Consider the following 13,643-nt stretch of genomic DNA (forward strand, 5'->3'; position numbering starts at 1 on the left):
AGACTTAGCCGATGCCCGCCGCAGGGCAAGGGGGGGCCGTCGCCATTCACTTGACCGCAAGCGCTGCTCTGCGATGGTCCAGCGCGAGCCTTTCAGGAGAATCCGCATGTTCCGCCCTGCCCTTGCCGCCCTTGCCTTGCTGGGAACCTCCGCCGCGCTGTGGGCGGCAGGTTCGCCGCCGGGCGCCCCCGATCCGGCACGGGTCACGGCCGGAACCTACAAGGTCGATCCGCTCCACACCCTGGTTGGCTGGAAGGTCAACCACCTTGGCTTCAACGATTACTTCGGCTTGTTCGGTTCGGTCAGCGGCAGCCTGGTGCTTGATCCGGCCGATCTGTCAGCGGCGCGGGTTGCCGTGCGGATTCCGGTGCGCAAGGTCATCACCGCCAGCGAAGGGCTGACCGGGCATCTGCTGCGCGATGCCAAGGGCGGCGGCAAGCCCGATTACTTCGGCAGTCGCCCGGGCGACGCCCTGTTCGTCTCGACCAAGGTCAGCCCGATGGACGATGGCCGCAGCGCAGCGATCGACGGCAACCTGACGCTGAACGGGGTCACCAAACCGCTGACCATCCTCGCGACCTTTTCAGGCGCGGGGAAGAACCCGCTCAGTGGCAAACAGACCGTCGGTTTTCATGGCGCGGCAACGCTCAAGCGCTCGGATTGGGGGCTGAGCGGTGATGTACCGCTGGTTGGCGATCAGGTCAGCCTGAGCATCACCGCCGCTTTTGAGAAGTAGGTGGCTAACGGATCTGGGAAAAGGCAGTCCGCAGTTCGGCAACGAAGGCTGCGGGCTGTTCCCAGGCGGCGAAGTGCCCACCCTTGTCCATCTCGCCCCAGTGGATCAGGTTCTTGAAATTGCGCTCGGCCCATTTGCGCGGGGTCGGGAGAATTTCCCTGGGGAACGCACTGACCGCGACCGGCAGTTCGATCTCCTGCGGAGCAAAGGCGCCAAAGCTCTCCCAATAGAGCCGCGCCGAAGAGGCCCCGGTCGCCGGAAGCCAGTAGAGCATGATGTTGTCGAGGATCTGATCCTTGCTCAGCGCGTCATAGGGTGAGCCCGAATTGTCGGTCCAGGCCCACATCTTCTCGAAGATCCAGCCCGCCAGCCCGGCCGGGCTGTCGACCAGGCCATAGCCGACAGTCTGCGGCCGGGTGCGCTGCTGGGTTGAATAGCCCGAATCCCAGTCCTGATAATGCTTGAGCGCTGCCAACGCCTTGAGCTCGGCCGGTGAAGGATCGGCAAGATCCTCGGGCTGCGGCCTCCCGATCGGCATATTGAGGTGGATCGCGGCGCAGCCTTCCAGCATCTGCACCCCGATCGCGGTGGTCACCGCGCTGCCCCAGTCGCCGCCCTGCGCTACCCAGCGGGTGTAACCCAGCCGCCGCATCAGTTCGCCCCAGGTCCGGGCAATCTTCTCCACCCCCCAGCCGGTTGCAGTCGGCTTACCCGAAAAGCCGAAGCCCGGCAGCGAGGGCAACACAAGATCGAAGGCTTGAGCCGGATCGTCCGGATCGGTCAGCGCCTCGATCACGCCCATGAATTCGATCACCGAGCCAGGCCAACCATGGGTCATGATCAGCGGCATCGCCCCCGGATGGCGCGAACGGACGTGGATAAAGTGGATGTTAAGCCCGTCGATCGTCGTCACGAACTGCCCCAGCCCGTTGAGCCGGGCCTCGCAGCGCCGCCAATCGTAACCGTTCCGCCAGTAGCCCAACAGCTCCTGCAACGCCGCCAACGGTGTTCCCTGCATCCAGTCAGCCACGCATTCCCGCTCGGGCCAGCGGGTCAGGTCCAGCCGCAGATTGAGATCATCGAGCTGCGCCTGGGGGATTTCGAGCGTGAAGGGGCGGACGTCGGTCATTTGCTCACTACTCCGTGGCCGCCTTGGCCGCTGCTTCCACCCGGCCGCGGTCAGCCAGCATGGCGGTGCTGCTCGCGCGGGCAAGTTCAATGCCCGCGCCGTCCTTAAGGCTGCCTTCCAGGAACGCGGTCTTGCGGCCGGCACGGATAATCCAGCCCTCGGCAAAGACCGGGCCGGGCCGCGCCGGGGCGAGGAAGCTGACCTTCAGTTCCAGCGACATCGGCACAACCTGGTCCCCCAACTTGGCGATCAGGGCGTGGGCCATCGCCGCGTCAAGCCAGCCGCTGACGAAGCCGCCCTGCACCACCCCGCCTGAATGGCACTGCTCGGGCTTGGCGAGGTACTCGAGGCAGGCTCGCCCGCCTTCACCGTCCATGGTGACGATCCGGGTCAGCCCCATCGTCTTATACAGGCTGTCCACCGGCATCAGGTCATCGCCGCATAGATCAGGGTCTTGAGCTCGCGCCGGATCGGATAGGTGCTGCTGGGCGAAAGCTGGGTCATGAATACCATGGTCACTTCCTCGACCGGATCAACGAAGAAGTAGGTCGAGAACATCCCGCCCCAGTTATACTCGCCGACCGAGCCGGGCAGCATTGAGCGCGCCGGGTTGAGGTTGACCGCAAAGCCCAGCCCGAAGCCGACCCCGCCAAAGGCCTCTTCGCTGAACAGGCTTTTCGACATCGAGGCGATGTCCGCTCCGCCCGGCAAGTGGTTCATGGTCATCAGCTCAAGCGTCTTGCGCCCGATCACCCGCTCGCCCTCCAGCTCGCCGCCGTTCAGCAGCATCGTGGTGAAGCGGTGATAGTCGAGCGCGGTCGAAACCAGCCCGCCCCCGCCCGAAAACTGGCGCGGCATCCGGCTCCAGGCGCTTTCAACCCCCTTGTCATACATCACCCGCCCCTTACCGGGGACGAAGGTATAGCAGTCGGTCAACCGGTCGATCTTCTCCGCCGGGACCATGAAGCCGGTGTCGTTCATCCCGAGTGGCCCAAAGATGTGCTCGGCAAAATAGGCGTCGAGGCTCTGCCCCGACAGCCGCTGAACCACCGCGCCCAGCACGTCGGTCGAGACCGAATAGTTCCACGCCGTTCCGGGCGAGAACTCCAGCGGCAGCTTGCCCAGCGCAGCGACCAGTTCGTCAAGCGACAGGTTGCCATGCCAGTTCTCCAGCTTGCCCTCGCGGTGGACGAGATCGATGTTGCTGCGGTTCTGGAACGAATAGGTCAGGCCCGAGGTGTGGCGCAGCAGATCCTGCATCGTCATCGCCCGGTCGCACGGCCGGGTCAGGAACGGCAACCCGCCCCCGCCGCCGGCATAGACGCCCTGGCCCTTGAATTCAGGCAGCACGTGATGGACCGGGGTTTCGAGCGCGACCTTGCCCTGCTCCAGCAATTGCATGAAGGCCACCGAGGTGACCGGCTTGGTCATGCTGGCGATGCGGAAGATCGAACTTTCGTCGATCGCCTGGCCGCCTTCGCGGGCCGGGCCTTGCGAAGAGAAATGCGCGATCTCGCCGCGATGCGCGACCAGCACCTGCACATGCGGCAACAGGCCGGTATCGAGATAGCGCTCCTTGACGAACCCGTCGATGCGGGCGAGCCGCGCGGAATCGAACTTGCCGGTGGTACTGGTCATAACTCTCCGCAGGTGATCGGTTGCTGTTTCGAACCGACTATTGCGGGCCTGTGCGGGCTGGTCAATGCCGCCGCACTTCGATTAGGGGGCATGCGTGACAATTGCTGACCTGCCAATCCGGGTTGCCGCCCTCTACCGCTTTGCGCCGATGGAAGACCTGGGCGCTTTGCGCACGCGCCTGCTCGAATTGTGTCAAGCCCAGGCGATCAAGGGCACCCTGCTGATCGCGCCCGAGGGGATCAACGGGACCATCGCCGGGGAAGACGCGGCGATCGAAAGCGTAGTTACCGCGCTGCGCGCGCTTCCCGGTTGCGGCGATCTCGACGTCAAATACTCCCGCGCCCCCGCGCTTCCGTTCCGGCGGATGAAGGTGCGGATCAAGCGTGAGATCGTCACCATGGGCCAGCCGGATATCGATCCGCTCGCTCCCGGCCACTACCTCGATCCCGCAGAATGGAATGCGCTGATCGCCGATCCCGAAACCGTGGTGATCGACACCCGCAACGCTTACGAAGTGGCGATCGGCACTTTCGCGGGCGCGGTCGATCCCGGCACCCGCAGCTTCCGCGAATTCCCCGGCTGGTTTCGCCAGCACCGCGACGAACTGCTCGGCCAGGGCAAGCGCAAGGTCGCGATGTTCTGCACCGGCGGCATCCGCTGCGAGAAAAGCACCGCCTTCCTCAAGGCCGAGGGGATTGAGGCGGTCTATCACCTCAAGGGCGGGATTCTGAAATACCTGGAGGAAATGCCCGAGCCACAGAGCCTTTGGCAGGGCGAATGCTATGTCTTCGATGAGCGGGTCAGCGTCGGCCACGGCCTGGTGCCGGGGGACTACGCCAGCTGCAAGGCTTGCGGGCGTCCGGTAAGCCGGGAAGAGCAGGTGATGGAACAATTTATCCAGGGCGAGCGGTGCGCGCGGTGCCCCGCACCTTCGGCTGGACCGCTCGCTTCCTAGGCAACGATCAAGCGGTAGCCGACACCCGGTTCGTTGATGATCAGTTCCGGATTGGCCGGATCGCGTTCCAGCTTCTGGCGCAGGGCCCGGACCGCGACCCGCAGATAGTCGACGTGATCCTGCTGCGCTGGTCCCCAGACCGCACGCAGCAACTGCGGGTGAGTCAGCACCCGTCCGGCATTCTTGGCCAGCTCTGCCAGTACCGCGAACTCCTTCGGCGTCAGGTGCACCTCCGCGCCTGACCGGGTGACGATGCGGCGATGCAGGTCGATCGTAATGTTGCCCAGGGGAATCGCTTCCTCCTGCGACCCGGAGCGGACATCGACCAGATTGTCGATGTGACGCTCGATCGAGGCAACTTCGCTCTCCAGTTGGGCAACCAGCCCCCGGTTCGATGTGCCTTCGCGGCGCAGTCCCCGCACGGCAGCCTGGACAATCTTGAGGCGCGGCTTGATGTCGTCGCCGATCGAGGTCAGCAAGGCTGACCGCAACCTGTCCCGCGCCCGCAAGGCAGCAGCATCGCGCGCGTCGAATTCAAGCCTTGCCCGTTCGAGCGCCAGCGCCATCTGATCAAGCAGGCTTTCGAACAGCAGCTCCTGGCCTTCGGAAATCGGGGGGGTGCCGTCCTCGCGGGCCAGCCCGACCGTGGCCAGCACCTGCTCGCCCGAAGCAATCGGATGGAACTGCCAATCCGCCTCGCGCGCCCGGCGTGTTCCCCGCCCGGAGCGTTCGCCCGATTCCAGAGTGAACATAGCGGCGGCCAGATCACTCGGGCTCAAGGCAATGTCACGCGGCTTGCTGATGAGGTCCAGCGCGCCATCCGGACCAGCCAGGACCGCCACGTGGCAGCCGAATAGGTCCGCCAATTGAGCGACGCATATCTCAGCCACCTCGGCCTCGCCCCGGGTCGAAAGCAAGCGCCTGGCAAAGCCGGCGATGGTCGCATTGCGGCTGGCATGATCCGATGCGATCTGGGCCTGGCGGCGCACCGATGCCGCGAGCTGGCTGCAAACGGAAGCGACCACGAACAGCATGACGACGGTAACGATGTCGGCAGGGCTATGGATCACGAACGTGTGGTAGGGCGCCGTGAAAAAGTAGTTGAACGCTGCCGCCGAAGCGACCGCTGCGGTCAGGCCTGCGCCCAGCCCTGCATAGATCGCTGCGACCAGGACTGGCAGCAGGTAAAGCATGCCCACTGGGGAAGTTCCCCAGCGCGCCTCTATCAGCAACGCGATCGCCGTCGAAACAGCAACGAGCAGCATCGCACCGGCGTACCCGGCCAAAGTCTGGCCCAACGGGTTCAGCCGAGGCATCGGAATGGTCAGATCAGCTTTCATGATGGCATTTTGCCTGTGCCGCCCGCTTGCGTCGAGAAATTACGGGACCCAACGCGCAAATCCACATGGAATCTTTATGCGCCCCGGCCCCACTAATAAGGCATGAAAACGTCCAGCAACTCATCGCCCGCGATCACGCCTGTCCCGCTCGGGGGCCCGCCGAAGGATAGCCTCTCGGTCCTCATGCTCGGGGCGATCGGCGTGGTGTTCGGAGATATCGGAACCTCGCCGCTTTACGCCATGAAGGAAAGCTTCATCGGCCCGCACCCGCTGGCGGTAGATCGCCTGCACATCTTCGGCGTGCTCAGCCTGATTTTCTGGGCGCTCGTTCTGATCGTGACGGTAAAATACGTGTTCGTTGCCATGCGCGCCGACAATCGCGGCGAAGGCGGGTCCTTCGCCCTGCTCGCGCTGATTTCACATCACCTTAGCGAGCGGCACAAGGCCATGTTGCTGGTCCTGGGCGTGCTGGCGGCAGCGCTGTTCTATGGCGATGCCATGCTCACCCCGGCGATCTCGGTGCTGTCTGCGGTAGAGGGCCTGACGATTGTCGAAGCGCGGCTGCAGCCACTGGTCCTGCCAATCGCCGCGCTGATCATGCTGGGCCTGTTCTTCATCCAGTCGCGCGGCACGGCCCGCGTCGGTGCCGTGTTCGGCCCGATCGTGCTGGTTTATTTCGCGGTCCTGGCGGCGCTTGGCATTGCCAACATCGTCACTCACCCCGAAGTCCTGACGATCGTCAATCCGGCCTGGGCGGTCGACTTCTTCCGTCACGATCCCAAGCTGGCCTTCCTCGCCATGGGTTCCGTGTTCCTTGCTGTCACCGGTGCAGAAACGCTCTACGCCGACATGGGCCACTTCGGCCGAAAGGCAATCGGGCTCAGCTGGATCGCGATTGTCTTTCCGTGCCTGCTGATCAACTACATGGGACAGGGTGCCCTGTTGCTCGCCAATCCGGCGGCGGTCGAAAATCCGTTCTACCTGATGGCTCCGGAATGGGCACGGCTGCCGCTGATCCTGCTGGCGACCTGCGCTACGATCATTGCCAGCCAGGCCGTTATTTCGGGCGCTTTCTCGGTCACGCATCAGGCCATCCAACTCGGCTTCCTGCCGCGGCTAAAGATCCTGCACACCAGCGCAAGAGCCGCAGGTCAGATTTACATTCCGGTGATCAACTGGGGCCTGTTGATCATGGTGCTGGTGCTGGTGATCGGCTTCGGGGAATCGACCCGGCTGGCTTCGGCCTATGGCATTTCAGTGGTGGGAACGATGCTGATTACCACCGCCATGCTGGCCTTCCTGCTGTTCAAGGTCTGGCGCTGGAACCGCTGGGCAGCGGCTGGCACCATTGCCCTGTTCGCCCTGGTCGATACGGCCTTCTTCCTGTCGAACATCGCAAAGATCGCGGACGGCGGCTGGGTTCCGCTGACGGTAGCCGGGGTGATCTTCATCATCCTGACCACCTGGGCCAAGGGACGCAACCTGCTGCGAGAACAGTTGCAGGCCGATGGCATGCCGCTTGAGACCTTCATCAATTCGACCCGGGAATCGGTGCACCGGGTCAAGGGCACTTCGATCTTCCTGTCCGCCGCCAGGGATGGGGTTCCGCCGGCCTTGCTGCACAACCTGAAGCACAACCAGGTGCTGCACGAGCATGTCATCCTGTTGACCATCGAGGTGACCGAAGAGCCGCGCGTCGCAGCCAAAGACCGTCTGGAACTGAGCCATGTCGGCCACGGCTTTCACCGGGTGGTGATGCGCTATGGCTTTACCGAGGAAATCGACGTGCCGCGCGATCTTGCCCCGGCGACCAAGTTCGGGATCGCACTCGATCCGATGCGGACCAGCTATTTCCTGAGCCGGCAAAAGCTGATTGCCGCGCGCGAAGTCGCGGGCATGGCGCTGTGGCGCGAACACCTTTTCGCCTGGATGTCGAAAGCCTCCGAATCTGCGATGGACTATTTCCAGCTGCCGTCCAACCGGGTGATCGAACTCGGCAGTCAGGTCCGGATTTAACAATTCTGGATCAAATTCAGGAATTCCAATAACACCAAACAAAATTGAGCAGTACCTGTCTAACACCCGGACACTTTGAACCAGATCCAGGCTCCACACGACTACCAGCATCCACCGGGCAAACGGTCGGGTGGGCTGCTGGAGGCAAAAATGACTGAACTTAAAATTCCGAGTGCTAGCTCACTTGAAAAGGCGTTCTTGCAGATTGGTATGAACAAACGCGAAGTTTCGCAGTCAATTGAAAAGACTCTCAAGGTCTATACTGCAAAGTTCAATCCCGACGATCACCCGGTTTGCGCGATTTTGGGCGAAGAGGCGTTCAACAAGCTGTGCAACCACAACACGGAACTGCTGGAAAAGGGGGTTGAACCACAAAAGCGGCTCGACGCAGTTACCGCCATGCTCGATCAGGAGATCATGCGGCTGATTCCGATAAGCGCCCGGCAGGCCGCGGACCTTGAAAAGGAACTCGCAGCGGCTCAGCAAGACGGCAAGCTCAAGTCCGGAGCTGCTGGCGGAACAGGTGCTGCAACGGCCAAGGCGGCCCCCTGGCTGGCACTGCTCAAGAAGTGGTTCGAATTTGAGAACCGTCACTACTCCTCTGTCCGCACCGGCAGTGCCTCTGGCGAAACCGGATCGGGCTTTGGGAAGAAATGGCGTACTCTGCGGGTTGTAGCCACCACGGTTGCAAACAACGCCACGATCAAGCTGTTTGGCTTTCCGATTTCAAGCATCAGCACCGTTGGCTGCCTGGTTGTTGCCACCCATTTCCGGGGACCGGGCGGTTTGATCCCGACAGCTGCGTACCCCCTGGTGGCTGGCGCAACCCGCAACGGCGTTACACAGTCGAACAGCGGAAATTCATGGGTCGTTTCCAAAGCTACCCTATTCGTCGACAACGATCCCAATCTCCAGAATTTGACCTACTTCGCCAGTTCCAGCGACGCCGGAATTTCGTTGTACGTTTCTGGCACCCCATGACTTCTCGGCGCGGCGATCCAGATCCTGGGGTCGCCGCGCCATGCTTGCTGAGCCGACAAGCGCCTTGCGAAACCACGATTATCATGGGAAGCGAGCGGCTTGCGGATTCAGCAAGCCAGAAGAGAGGATTGACGTGATGAATGGAAAACTGGCGTTGGCCTTGGTCGCACTCGGCTGTGCGGCAGCGCTGACTCCGGCCCCTGCTTTGGCCAAGACTGCGCGCTGCGATATCACCACGGCCGATGGTGAACGCTATCGCGGCCCCTGCGATTTTACGGCCCGCAAAGGCGGATCGTTCGACCTGATCCTGCCTGATGCAGCCGCGGAGATTGTTTACGTCAATTATATCGAGGTCACCCTGACCGCACCGGGCCGGGCCCGAATCGCCGGTTCGGTTCCCGGCCTTGGCAAGCTCAACCAATGGGGCTTGGTCTTGCGCGACAAGAAGGCACCTGCCTGTTGGCAAGGCGAATGGGGCCGGGTCTGCGTCTACTAGGCTAACAGACCCGATATCTCCCACAATGGGCCCGCCCCTGATAGCCGCGGACCGATGCCAAACCACCCAAGCCCCTTTACAGCGCGGATTCGTGCCGCCATAGGCTGTGGCCATGATCCGCACGATTGGCCTTACCCTGCGACTTATCCGCCCTTGGGCGTGAGCTGGCGTGCGCAGAGGCGGCACGCAGCGCCGCTCAAGGGACCTGACACCGCCATTTAGTCGCAGAGCCAATCAGAGATACCGTCATGACCATGCTGAAGAACCCGGGCGTCAAGTATCGCCCCTTCCCGCCGATCAACCTGCCCGACCGCCAGTGGCCGAGCCGCCAGATCACCCAGGCCCCGCGCTGGCTTTCCACCGACCTGCGCGACGGCAACCAGGCGCTGATCGATCCGATGGGCGCGGAAAAAAAGATGCGCTTCTTCGATCTGCTGCTGAAGGTCGGCTGCAAGGAAATCGAGGTCGGCTTTCCCGCATCGGGCGCGACCGACTTCGATTTCATTAGCGGCCTGGTCAAGGACGGCAAGATCCCTGACGATGTGACTGTCCAGGTGCTGACCCAATCGCGCCGCGACCTGATCGAGACCAGCTTTGCCAGCCTTGAAGGGGCGAAGACCGCAATCGTCCACCTCTACAACGCGGTGTCGCCGGTCTGGCGCAAGGTCGTGTTCGGGATGAGCAAGGACGAGATCAAGGCGATCGCGATCGAGGGTGCCAAGGTGCTGCGCGACCAGGCGGCCAAGTATCACGGAACCGACTGGGTGTTCGAATACAGCCCCGAAACCTTCTCGACCGCCGAAGTCGAATACTCGGTCGAGGTCTGCGCGGCGGTGATGGACGTGCTGCAGCCGACGCCGGAAAAGCCGATCATCTTCAACCTGCCCGCCACCGTCGAATGCGCTACGCCCAACATCTATGCCGATCAGGTCGAGCTGTTCGGGCGGATGATCCCCAACCGCGACAGCGTGGTGATCTCGCTCCACACCCATAACGACCGCGGCACCGGGATCGCGGCGGCCGAGCTCGGGCTGATGGCCGGCGGCGACCGGGTCGAAGGCTGCCTGTTCGGCAATGGCGAGCGGACCGGCAACTGCGACCTCGTCACAGTTGCCTTGAACATGTACACCCAAGGTGTTGATCCGCTGCTCGATTTCTCGAACATCGACGAGATCGCGAAGACCGTGGAATATTGCAACCAGCTGCCGATCCACCCGCGTCATCCCTATGTCGGCGAACTGGTCTACACCTCGTTCTCGGGCAGCCATCAGGACGCGATCAAGAAGGGCTTTTCCGCGCGCGAGAAGCAGAACGACGAGCTGTGGGAAATGCCCTACCTGCCGATCGATCCGGCCGATCTGGGCCGCGATTACGAGGCGGTGATCCGCGTCAATTCGCAGTCCGGCAAGGGTGGTTTCGCCTGGGTGCTGGAACAGGACCAGGGCCTGAAGCTGCCCAAGAAGATGCAGGCGCACTTTTCCAAGCACGTCCAGGAGCTGGCCGACGAGGTTGGCCGCGAACTGTTTGCCGAAGACATCTGGCAGGTGTTCCAGCGGGTCTATCACCTGGGCACCCCGCAGCATTTCCAGCTGCTCGATTATGAGGAAACCAAGGCTGCTGACGGCACCCGCCTGTTCGCTGGGAAGATCGCGGTCGATGACCAGGAACAGTCAGTCTCGGGCCGTGGCAACGGGCTGATCAGCTCGGTCGTGGCGACGATTTCCGATACCTTCGGCGTTGCGCTAGAGGTCAAGGACTATGCCGAGCACGCGATGACCGCCGGATCGGACGCACGCGCCGCAGCCTATGTCGAATGCATCGGCCCCGACGGAAAGACCGTGTGGGGCGTGGGCATCGACGAGGACATCGCCACCGCCTCGGTCCGCGCCGTTCTCAGCGCGGCGAACGAGGCGGCACGGGGTTAGTCGGGCAGCAGCACCATCTTGAGCGCCCCGGCCTCGCGCGCCTCGAACAGGCGATAGGCTTCGGCGCCCTGGCTGAGCGGCATGCGGTGGCTGACATAGCGTTCGGGCTTCAGGCGACCCGACTGGACCAGCGGGAACAGCGCAGGCAATTCCTCGGGCACCGAACAGGTTCCGACCCGGAAGGTCAGCCCGGCGGCAAAGGCGCGTTCGAGCGGAAAAGCGAAGCGGCGGCTCTGCTGGACGCCGATCACCGAAACGGTCCCCCGCCGGCGCACCAGCCGCAGCGCGAAATCGACCGTCGCGTCGCTGCCGACTACCTCGACCACGCAATCGAGCTTGGCCCCGTGGGTATCGGCCTTGATCCGCTCCAGCGCCTCGTCCGGGTGAAGCGCGATTGCGCCGGAAGCTTCTGCCATCGCGCGGCGCTCCGGGATCGGATCGATAGCGTAAACAACATGCGCGCCCATCACGAAGGCGCTGTCGACTGCCATCAATCCAATCGGCCCCAGCCCGATCACGGCAACGCTTGAGCCGGGGCGGATGTCGGCATTGCGCGCGCCGAACCACGCGGTGGCGAGCGCGTCGGTCATCATCAGCGCCTGTTCCATCGAGACGCCTTCGGGCACCGGCACGGCGTTCATGTCCGCCGCAGGGACCCGCACCGCTTCGGCCTGCGAGCCTTGCAGCTTGGCCGAAAGGCCATAGCAGGCCCCGGCGTTGAACTGGCAATTGGCGACATTGCCCGACAGGCATGATCGGCACGAACCACAGCCCACGGCAGCAGGGAGCATCACCTTGTCGCCCACCTTGAGCCGGTTTACCCCGCGCCCGACCTCGACCACCTCGCCCACTGCTTCATGGCCGACGCAGAAACCCAGGTCCTCGCTGAACCCATGGCCGTGGTAGATGTGCAGGTCCGATCCGCAGATCGAGCAAGCGGTGATCTTGACGATTGCGTCGCGGTCCGACTGCGGCACGGGATCGTCCATCGCCTCATAGCGCACATCGCGGGCGCCGTGGTATCGCAGGGCTTTCATACGTGGTTGACTCCCGACAGCTTCATTCCCCCCTCCCCTTGGGGAGGGGCTGGGGGTGGGGGTACTACGATGGCTTGGAGCCCCCACCCCAACCCCTCCCCAACGGGGAGGGGCGATGAGTGCTAGAGCGAATGTTCGGCGTAGCCCTCACCGCTCGTTCATCGCGACGTATTCCTTGATCTTGGCCTTGCCGAGCTGGCTCATGTGGACCTCATCCGGACCATCGGCGATCCGCACGAAGCGGTTGAGCGTGAAGAACCGGGCCACCGGCGTATCGTCGCTCACCCCCATCCCGCCGTGAACCTGGATCGCGCGGTCGCAGACGGTCTGGGCCATCTGCGGGGCGACCACCTTGATCGCGGCGATCAGGTCCTTGGCGACCTTGTTGCCAAAGCGATCCATCGCATCGGCGGCCTTCAGCGTGAGCAGCCGCGACATTTCGATCTCGCAGAAGCTCTTGGCTACATCCTGGCGGATGCTCGACTGGTCGGCGAGCTTCTTGCCGAAGGCGACGCGATCGTCGGCGCGGCGGGCCATGATCTCAAGCGCGCGCTGCGCCTGGCCGATCGAGCGCATGCAGTGGTGGATGCGGCCCGGCCCAAGGCGGCCTTGCGCAATCTCGAACCCGCGGCCTTCGCCCAGGATCAGGTTCTCCTTGGGCACGCGGACATTGTCGAACCGCAGCTCAACCTCCCCGCCCGGCGAATTATGCGATCCGAACACGGTCAGGTGGCGGACGATAGTGATCCCCGGTGTGTCCGGTTCGACCAGGATCTGCGAATGCTGGGCGTGACGCGGCGCGTCGAAGTGGGTCTTGCCCATCACGATCCAGATCATGCAGCGCGGGTGCATCGCGTTGGAGATCCACCACTTGCGCCCGTTGAGGACATAGTGATCGCCATCGGGCATGATCGACAGTTCCAGGTTGGTCGCGTCGGACGAGGCCACCTGCGGCTCGGTCATCACATAGGCCGATCGGATTGTACCATCGAGCAGTGGCTTCAGCCACTTTTCCTGCTGCTCGGGCGAACCGAACTTGGCCAGCACTTCCATGTTGCCGGTATCAGGGGCCGAGCAGTTGAGCACCTGGCTGGACCATGGCACCCGGCCGAGCAGTTCGGCGATCGGCGCATATTCAAGATTGGTCAGTCCGGGCGAAAACTCGCCGAATTCGTGCGGCAGGAACAGGTTCCACAGCCCCTCTGCCCGCGCCTTGGCCTTGAGCTCTTCCATCCCCGGCCATTCCTGCCACTGGTTGGCGGGATCGGTGACGAAATCGTGATAGGACTGCTCATTGGGATAGATGTGCTGGTCCATGAAGGCGCTGACCTGGGTCAGCAGGGCCTTGACCTTGTCGCTATGCTCGAATGGCCTGCTGCCGGTTTGGTGG

General features: G+C 63.2%; 12 protein-coding genes. 6 read left to right on the forward strand and 6 right to left on the reverse strand.

Annotated elements, in window-relative coordinates; all coding sequences use genetic code 11:
* Window positions 1-106 precede the first annotated feature (106 nt).
* Entirely contained in the window at window positions 107-736 is a 630-nt protein-coding gene (locus B2V17_RS12620; RefSeq protein ID WP_292998204.1) for a YceI family protein, read from the forward strand.
* A 4-nt stretch (window positions 737-740) separates the two neighbouring features.
* On the opposite strand, the gene B2V17_RS12625 is transcribed toward B2V17_RS12620, so the two are convergent.
* From B2V17_RS12625 to B2V17_RS12635, 3 genes are read right to left on the reverse strand one after another with little or no spacing between them, the layout of a single operon-like run.
* On the reverse strand, window positions 741-1,865 hold the full coding sequence (locus B2V17_RS12625) for an epoxide hydrolase family protein (RefSeq protein ID WP_292998206.1): 1,125 nt from the start codon (window positions 1,863-1,865) through the stop codon (window positions 741-743).
* 7 nt (window positions 1,866-1,872) lie between these two features.
* Window positions 1,873-2,292, reverse strand: a complete 420-nt coding sequence (locus B2V17_RS12630; protein WP_292998208.1) for a PaaI family thioesterase — start codon at window positions 2,290-2,292, stop codon at window positions 1,873-1,875.
* Window positions 2,292-3,503, reverse strand: coding sequence for a serine hydrolase domain-containing protein (locus tag B2V17_RS12635; protein ID WP_292998210.1), 1,212 nt, complete (start codon window positions 3,501-3,503; stop codon window positions 2,292-2,294). Before B2V17_RS12635 ends, B2V17_RS12630 begins: the two co-directional genes overlap by 1 nt.
* Window positions 3,504-3,597: 94 nt before the next feature.
* Between B2V17_RS12635 and B2V17_RS12640 the strand changes: the two genes are divergently transcribed.
* Window positions 3,598-4,458, forward strand: coding sequence for a rhodanese-related sulfurtransferase (locus B2V17_RS12640; protein ID WP_414690807.1), 861 nt, complete (start codon window positions 3,598-3,600; stop codon window positions 4,456-4,458).
* Here B2V17_RS12640 and B2V17_RS16540 read toward each other — a convergent pair.
* Complete coding sequence (locus B2V17_RS16540; protein ID WP_324475945.1) at window positions 4,455-5,798, reverse strand: DUF4118 domain-containing protein; 1,344 nt, start codon at window positions 5,796-5,798, stop codon at window positions 4,455-4,457. The genes B2V17_RS12640 and B2V17_RS16540 overlap by 4 nt on opposite strands.
* 102 nt (window positions 5,799-5,900) lie before the next feature.
* Here B2V17_RS16540 and B2V17_RS12655 point away from each other — a divergent pair, with 102 nt between their 5' ends.
* The 4 genes from B2V17_RS12655 to leuA all read left to right on the forward strand — a co-directional run bounded on the left by B2V17_RS12655 (window position 5,901) and on the right by leuA (window position 11,216).
* Complete coding sequence (locus B2V17_RS12655; RefSeq protein WP_414690808.1) at window positions 5,901-7,814, forward strand: potassium transporter Kup; 1,914 nt, start codon at window positions 5,901-5,903, stop codon at window positions 7,812-7,814.
* 150 nt (window positions 7,815-7,964) lie between these two features.
* A complete protein-coding gene (locus B2V17_RS12660) occupies window positions 7,965-8,795 on the forward strand; it encodes a hypothetical protein (RefSeq protein WP_292998212.1) in 831 nt (276 codons plus the stop codon).
* A gap of 136 nt (window positions 8,796-8,931) precedes the next feature.
* Window positions 8,932-9,291 (forward strand): hypothetical protein, encoded by a 360-nt coding sequence (locus B2V17_RS12665; RefSeq protein ID WP_292998214.1) that lies wholly within the window; start codon window positions 8,932-8,934, stop codon window positions 9,289-9,291.
* Window positions 9,292-9,539: 248 nt separating this feature from the next.
* A complete protein-coding gene (gene leuA / locus B2V17_RS12670) occupies window positions 9,540-11,216 on the forward strand; it encodes a 2-isopropylmalate synthase (protein WP_292998216.1) in 1,677 nt (558 codons plus the stop codon).
* Here the strand turns inward: leuA and B2V17_RS12675 are convergent.
* Both B2V17_RS12675 and B2V17_RS12680 read right to left on the reverse strand, forming a co-directional pair.
* The gene (locus tag B2V17_RS12675) at window positions 11,213-12,253 is read right to left on the reverse strand and encodes an alcohol dehydrogenase family protein (RefSeq protein ID WP_292998218.1); all 1,041 of its coding nucleotides are present in this window, start codon (window positions 12,251-12,253) and stop codon (window positions 11,213-11,215) included. The two genes, leuA and B2V17_RS12675, sit on opposite strands and share 4 nt — an antisense overlap.
* 147 nt (window positions 12,254-12,400) lie before the next feature.
* Window positions 12,401-13,643 (reverse strand): acyl-CoA dehydrogenase family protein (locus tag B2V17_RS12680; protein ID WP_292998220.1); only part of this gene is annotated, 1,243 nt, incomplete at its 5' end.

Source organism: Novosphingobium sp. UBA6272, from assembly GCF_002440635.1.
Taxonomy (GTDB): Bacteria; Pseudomonadota; Alphaproteobacteria; order Sphingomonadales; family Sphingomonadaceae; genus Novosphingobium.

Bases quoted from the DNA above. Each gene is read 5' to 3' on its own strand.
- B2V17_RS12675 (WP_292998218.1), bottom strand. From the start codon at position 12,253: ATGAAAGCCCTGCGATACCACGGCGCCCGCGATGTGCGCTATGAGGCG.
- B2V17_RS12665 (WP_292998214.1), top strand. From the start codon at position 8,932: ATGAATGGAAAACTGGCGTTGGCCTTGGTCGCACTCGGCTGTGCGGCA.
- B2V17_RS16540 (WP_324475945.1), bottom strand. From the start codon at position 5,798: ATGAAAGCTGATCTGACCATTCCGATGCCTCGGCTGAACCCGTTGGGC.
- B2V17_RS12630 (WP_292998208.1), bottom strand. From the start codon at position 2,292: ATGCCGGTGGACAGCCTGTATAAGACGATGGGGCTGACCCGGATCGTC.
- leuA (WP_292998216.1), top strand. From the start codon at position 9,540: ATGACCATGCTGAAGAACCCGGGCGTCAAGTATCGCCCCTTCCCGCCG.
- B2V17_RS12620 (WP_292998204.1), top strand. From the start codon at position 107: ATGTTCCGCCCTGCCCTTGCCGCCCTTGCCTTGCTGGGAACCTCCGCC.
- B2V17_RS12660 (WP_292998212.1), top strand. From the start codon at position 7,965: ATGACTGAACTTAAAATTCCGAGTGCTAGCTCACTTGAAAAGGCGTTC.
- B2V17_RS12625 (WP_292998206.1), bottom strand. From the start codon at position 1,865: ATGACCGACGTCCGCCCCTTCACGCTCGAAATCCCCCAGGCGCAGCTC.
- B2V17_RS12635 (WP_292998210.1), bottom strand. From the start codon at position 3,503: ATGACCAGTACCACCGGCAAGTTCGATTCCGCGCGGCTCGCCCGCATC.
- B2V17_RS12655 (WP_414690808.1), top strand. From the start codon at position 5,901: ATGAAAACGTCCAGCAACTCATCGCCCGCGATCACGCCTGTCCCGCTC.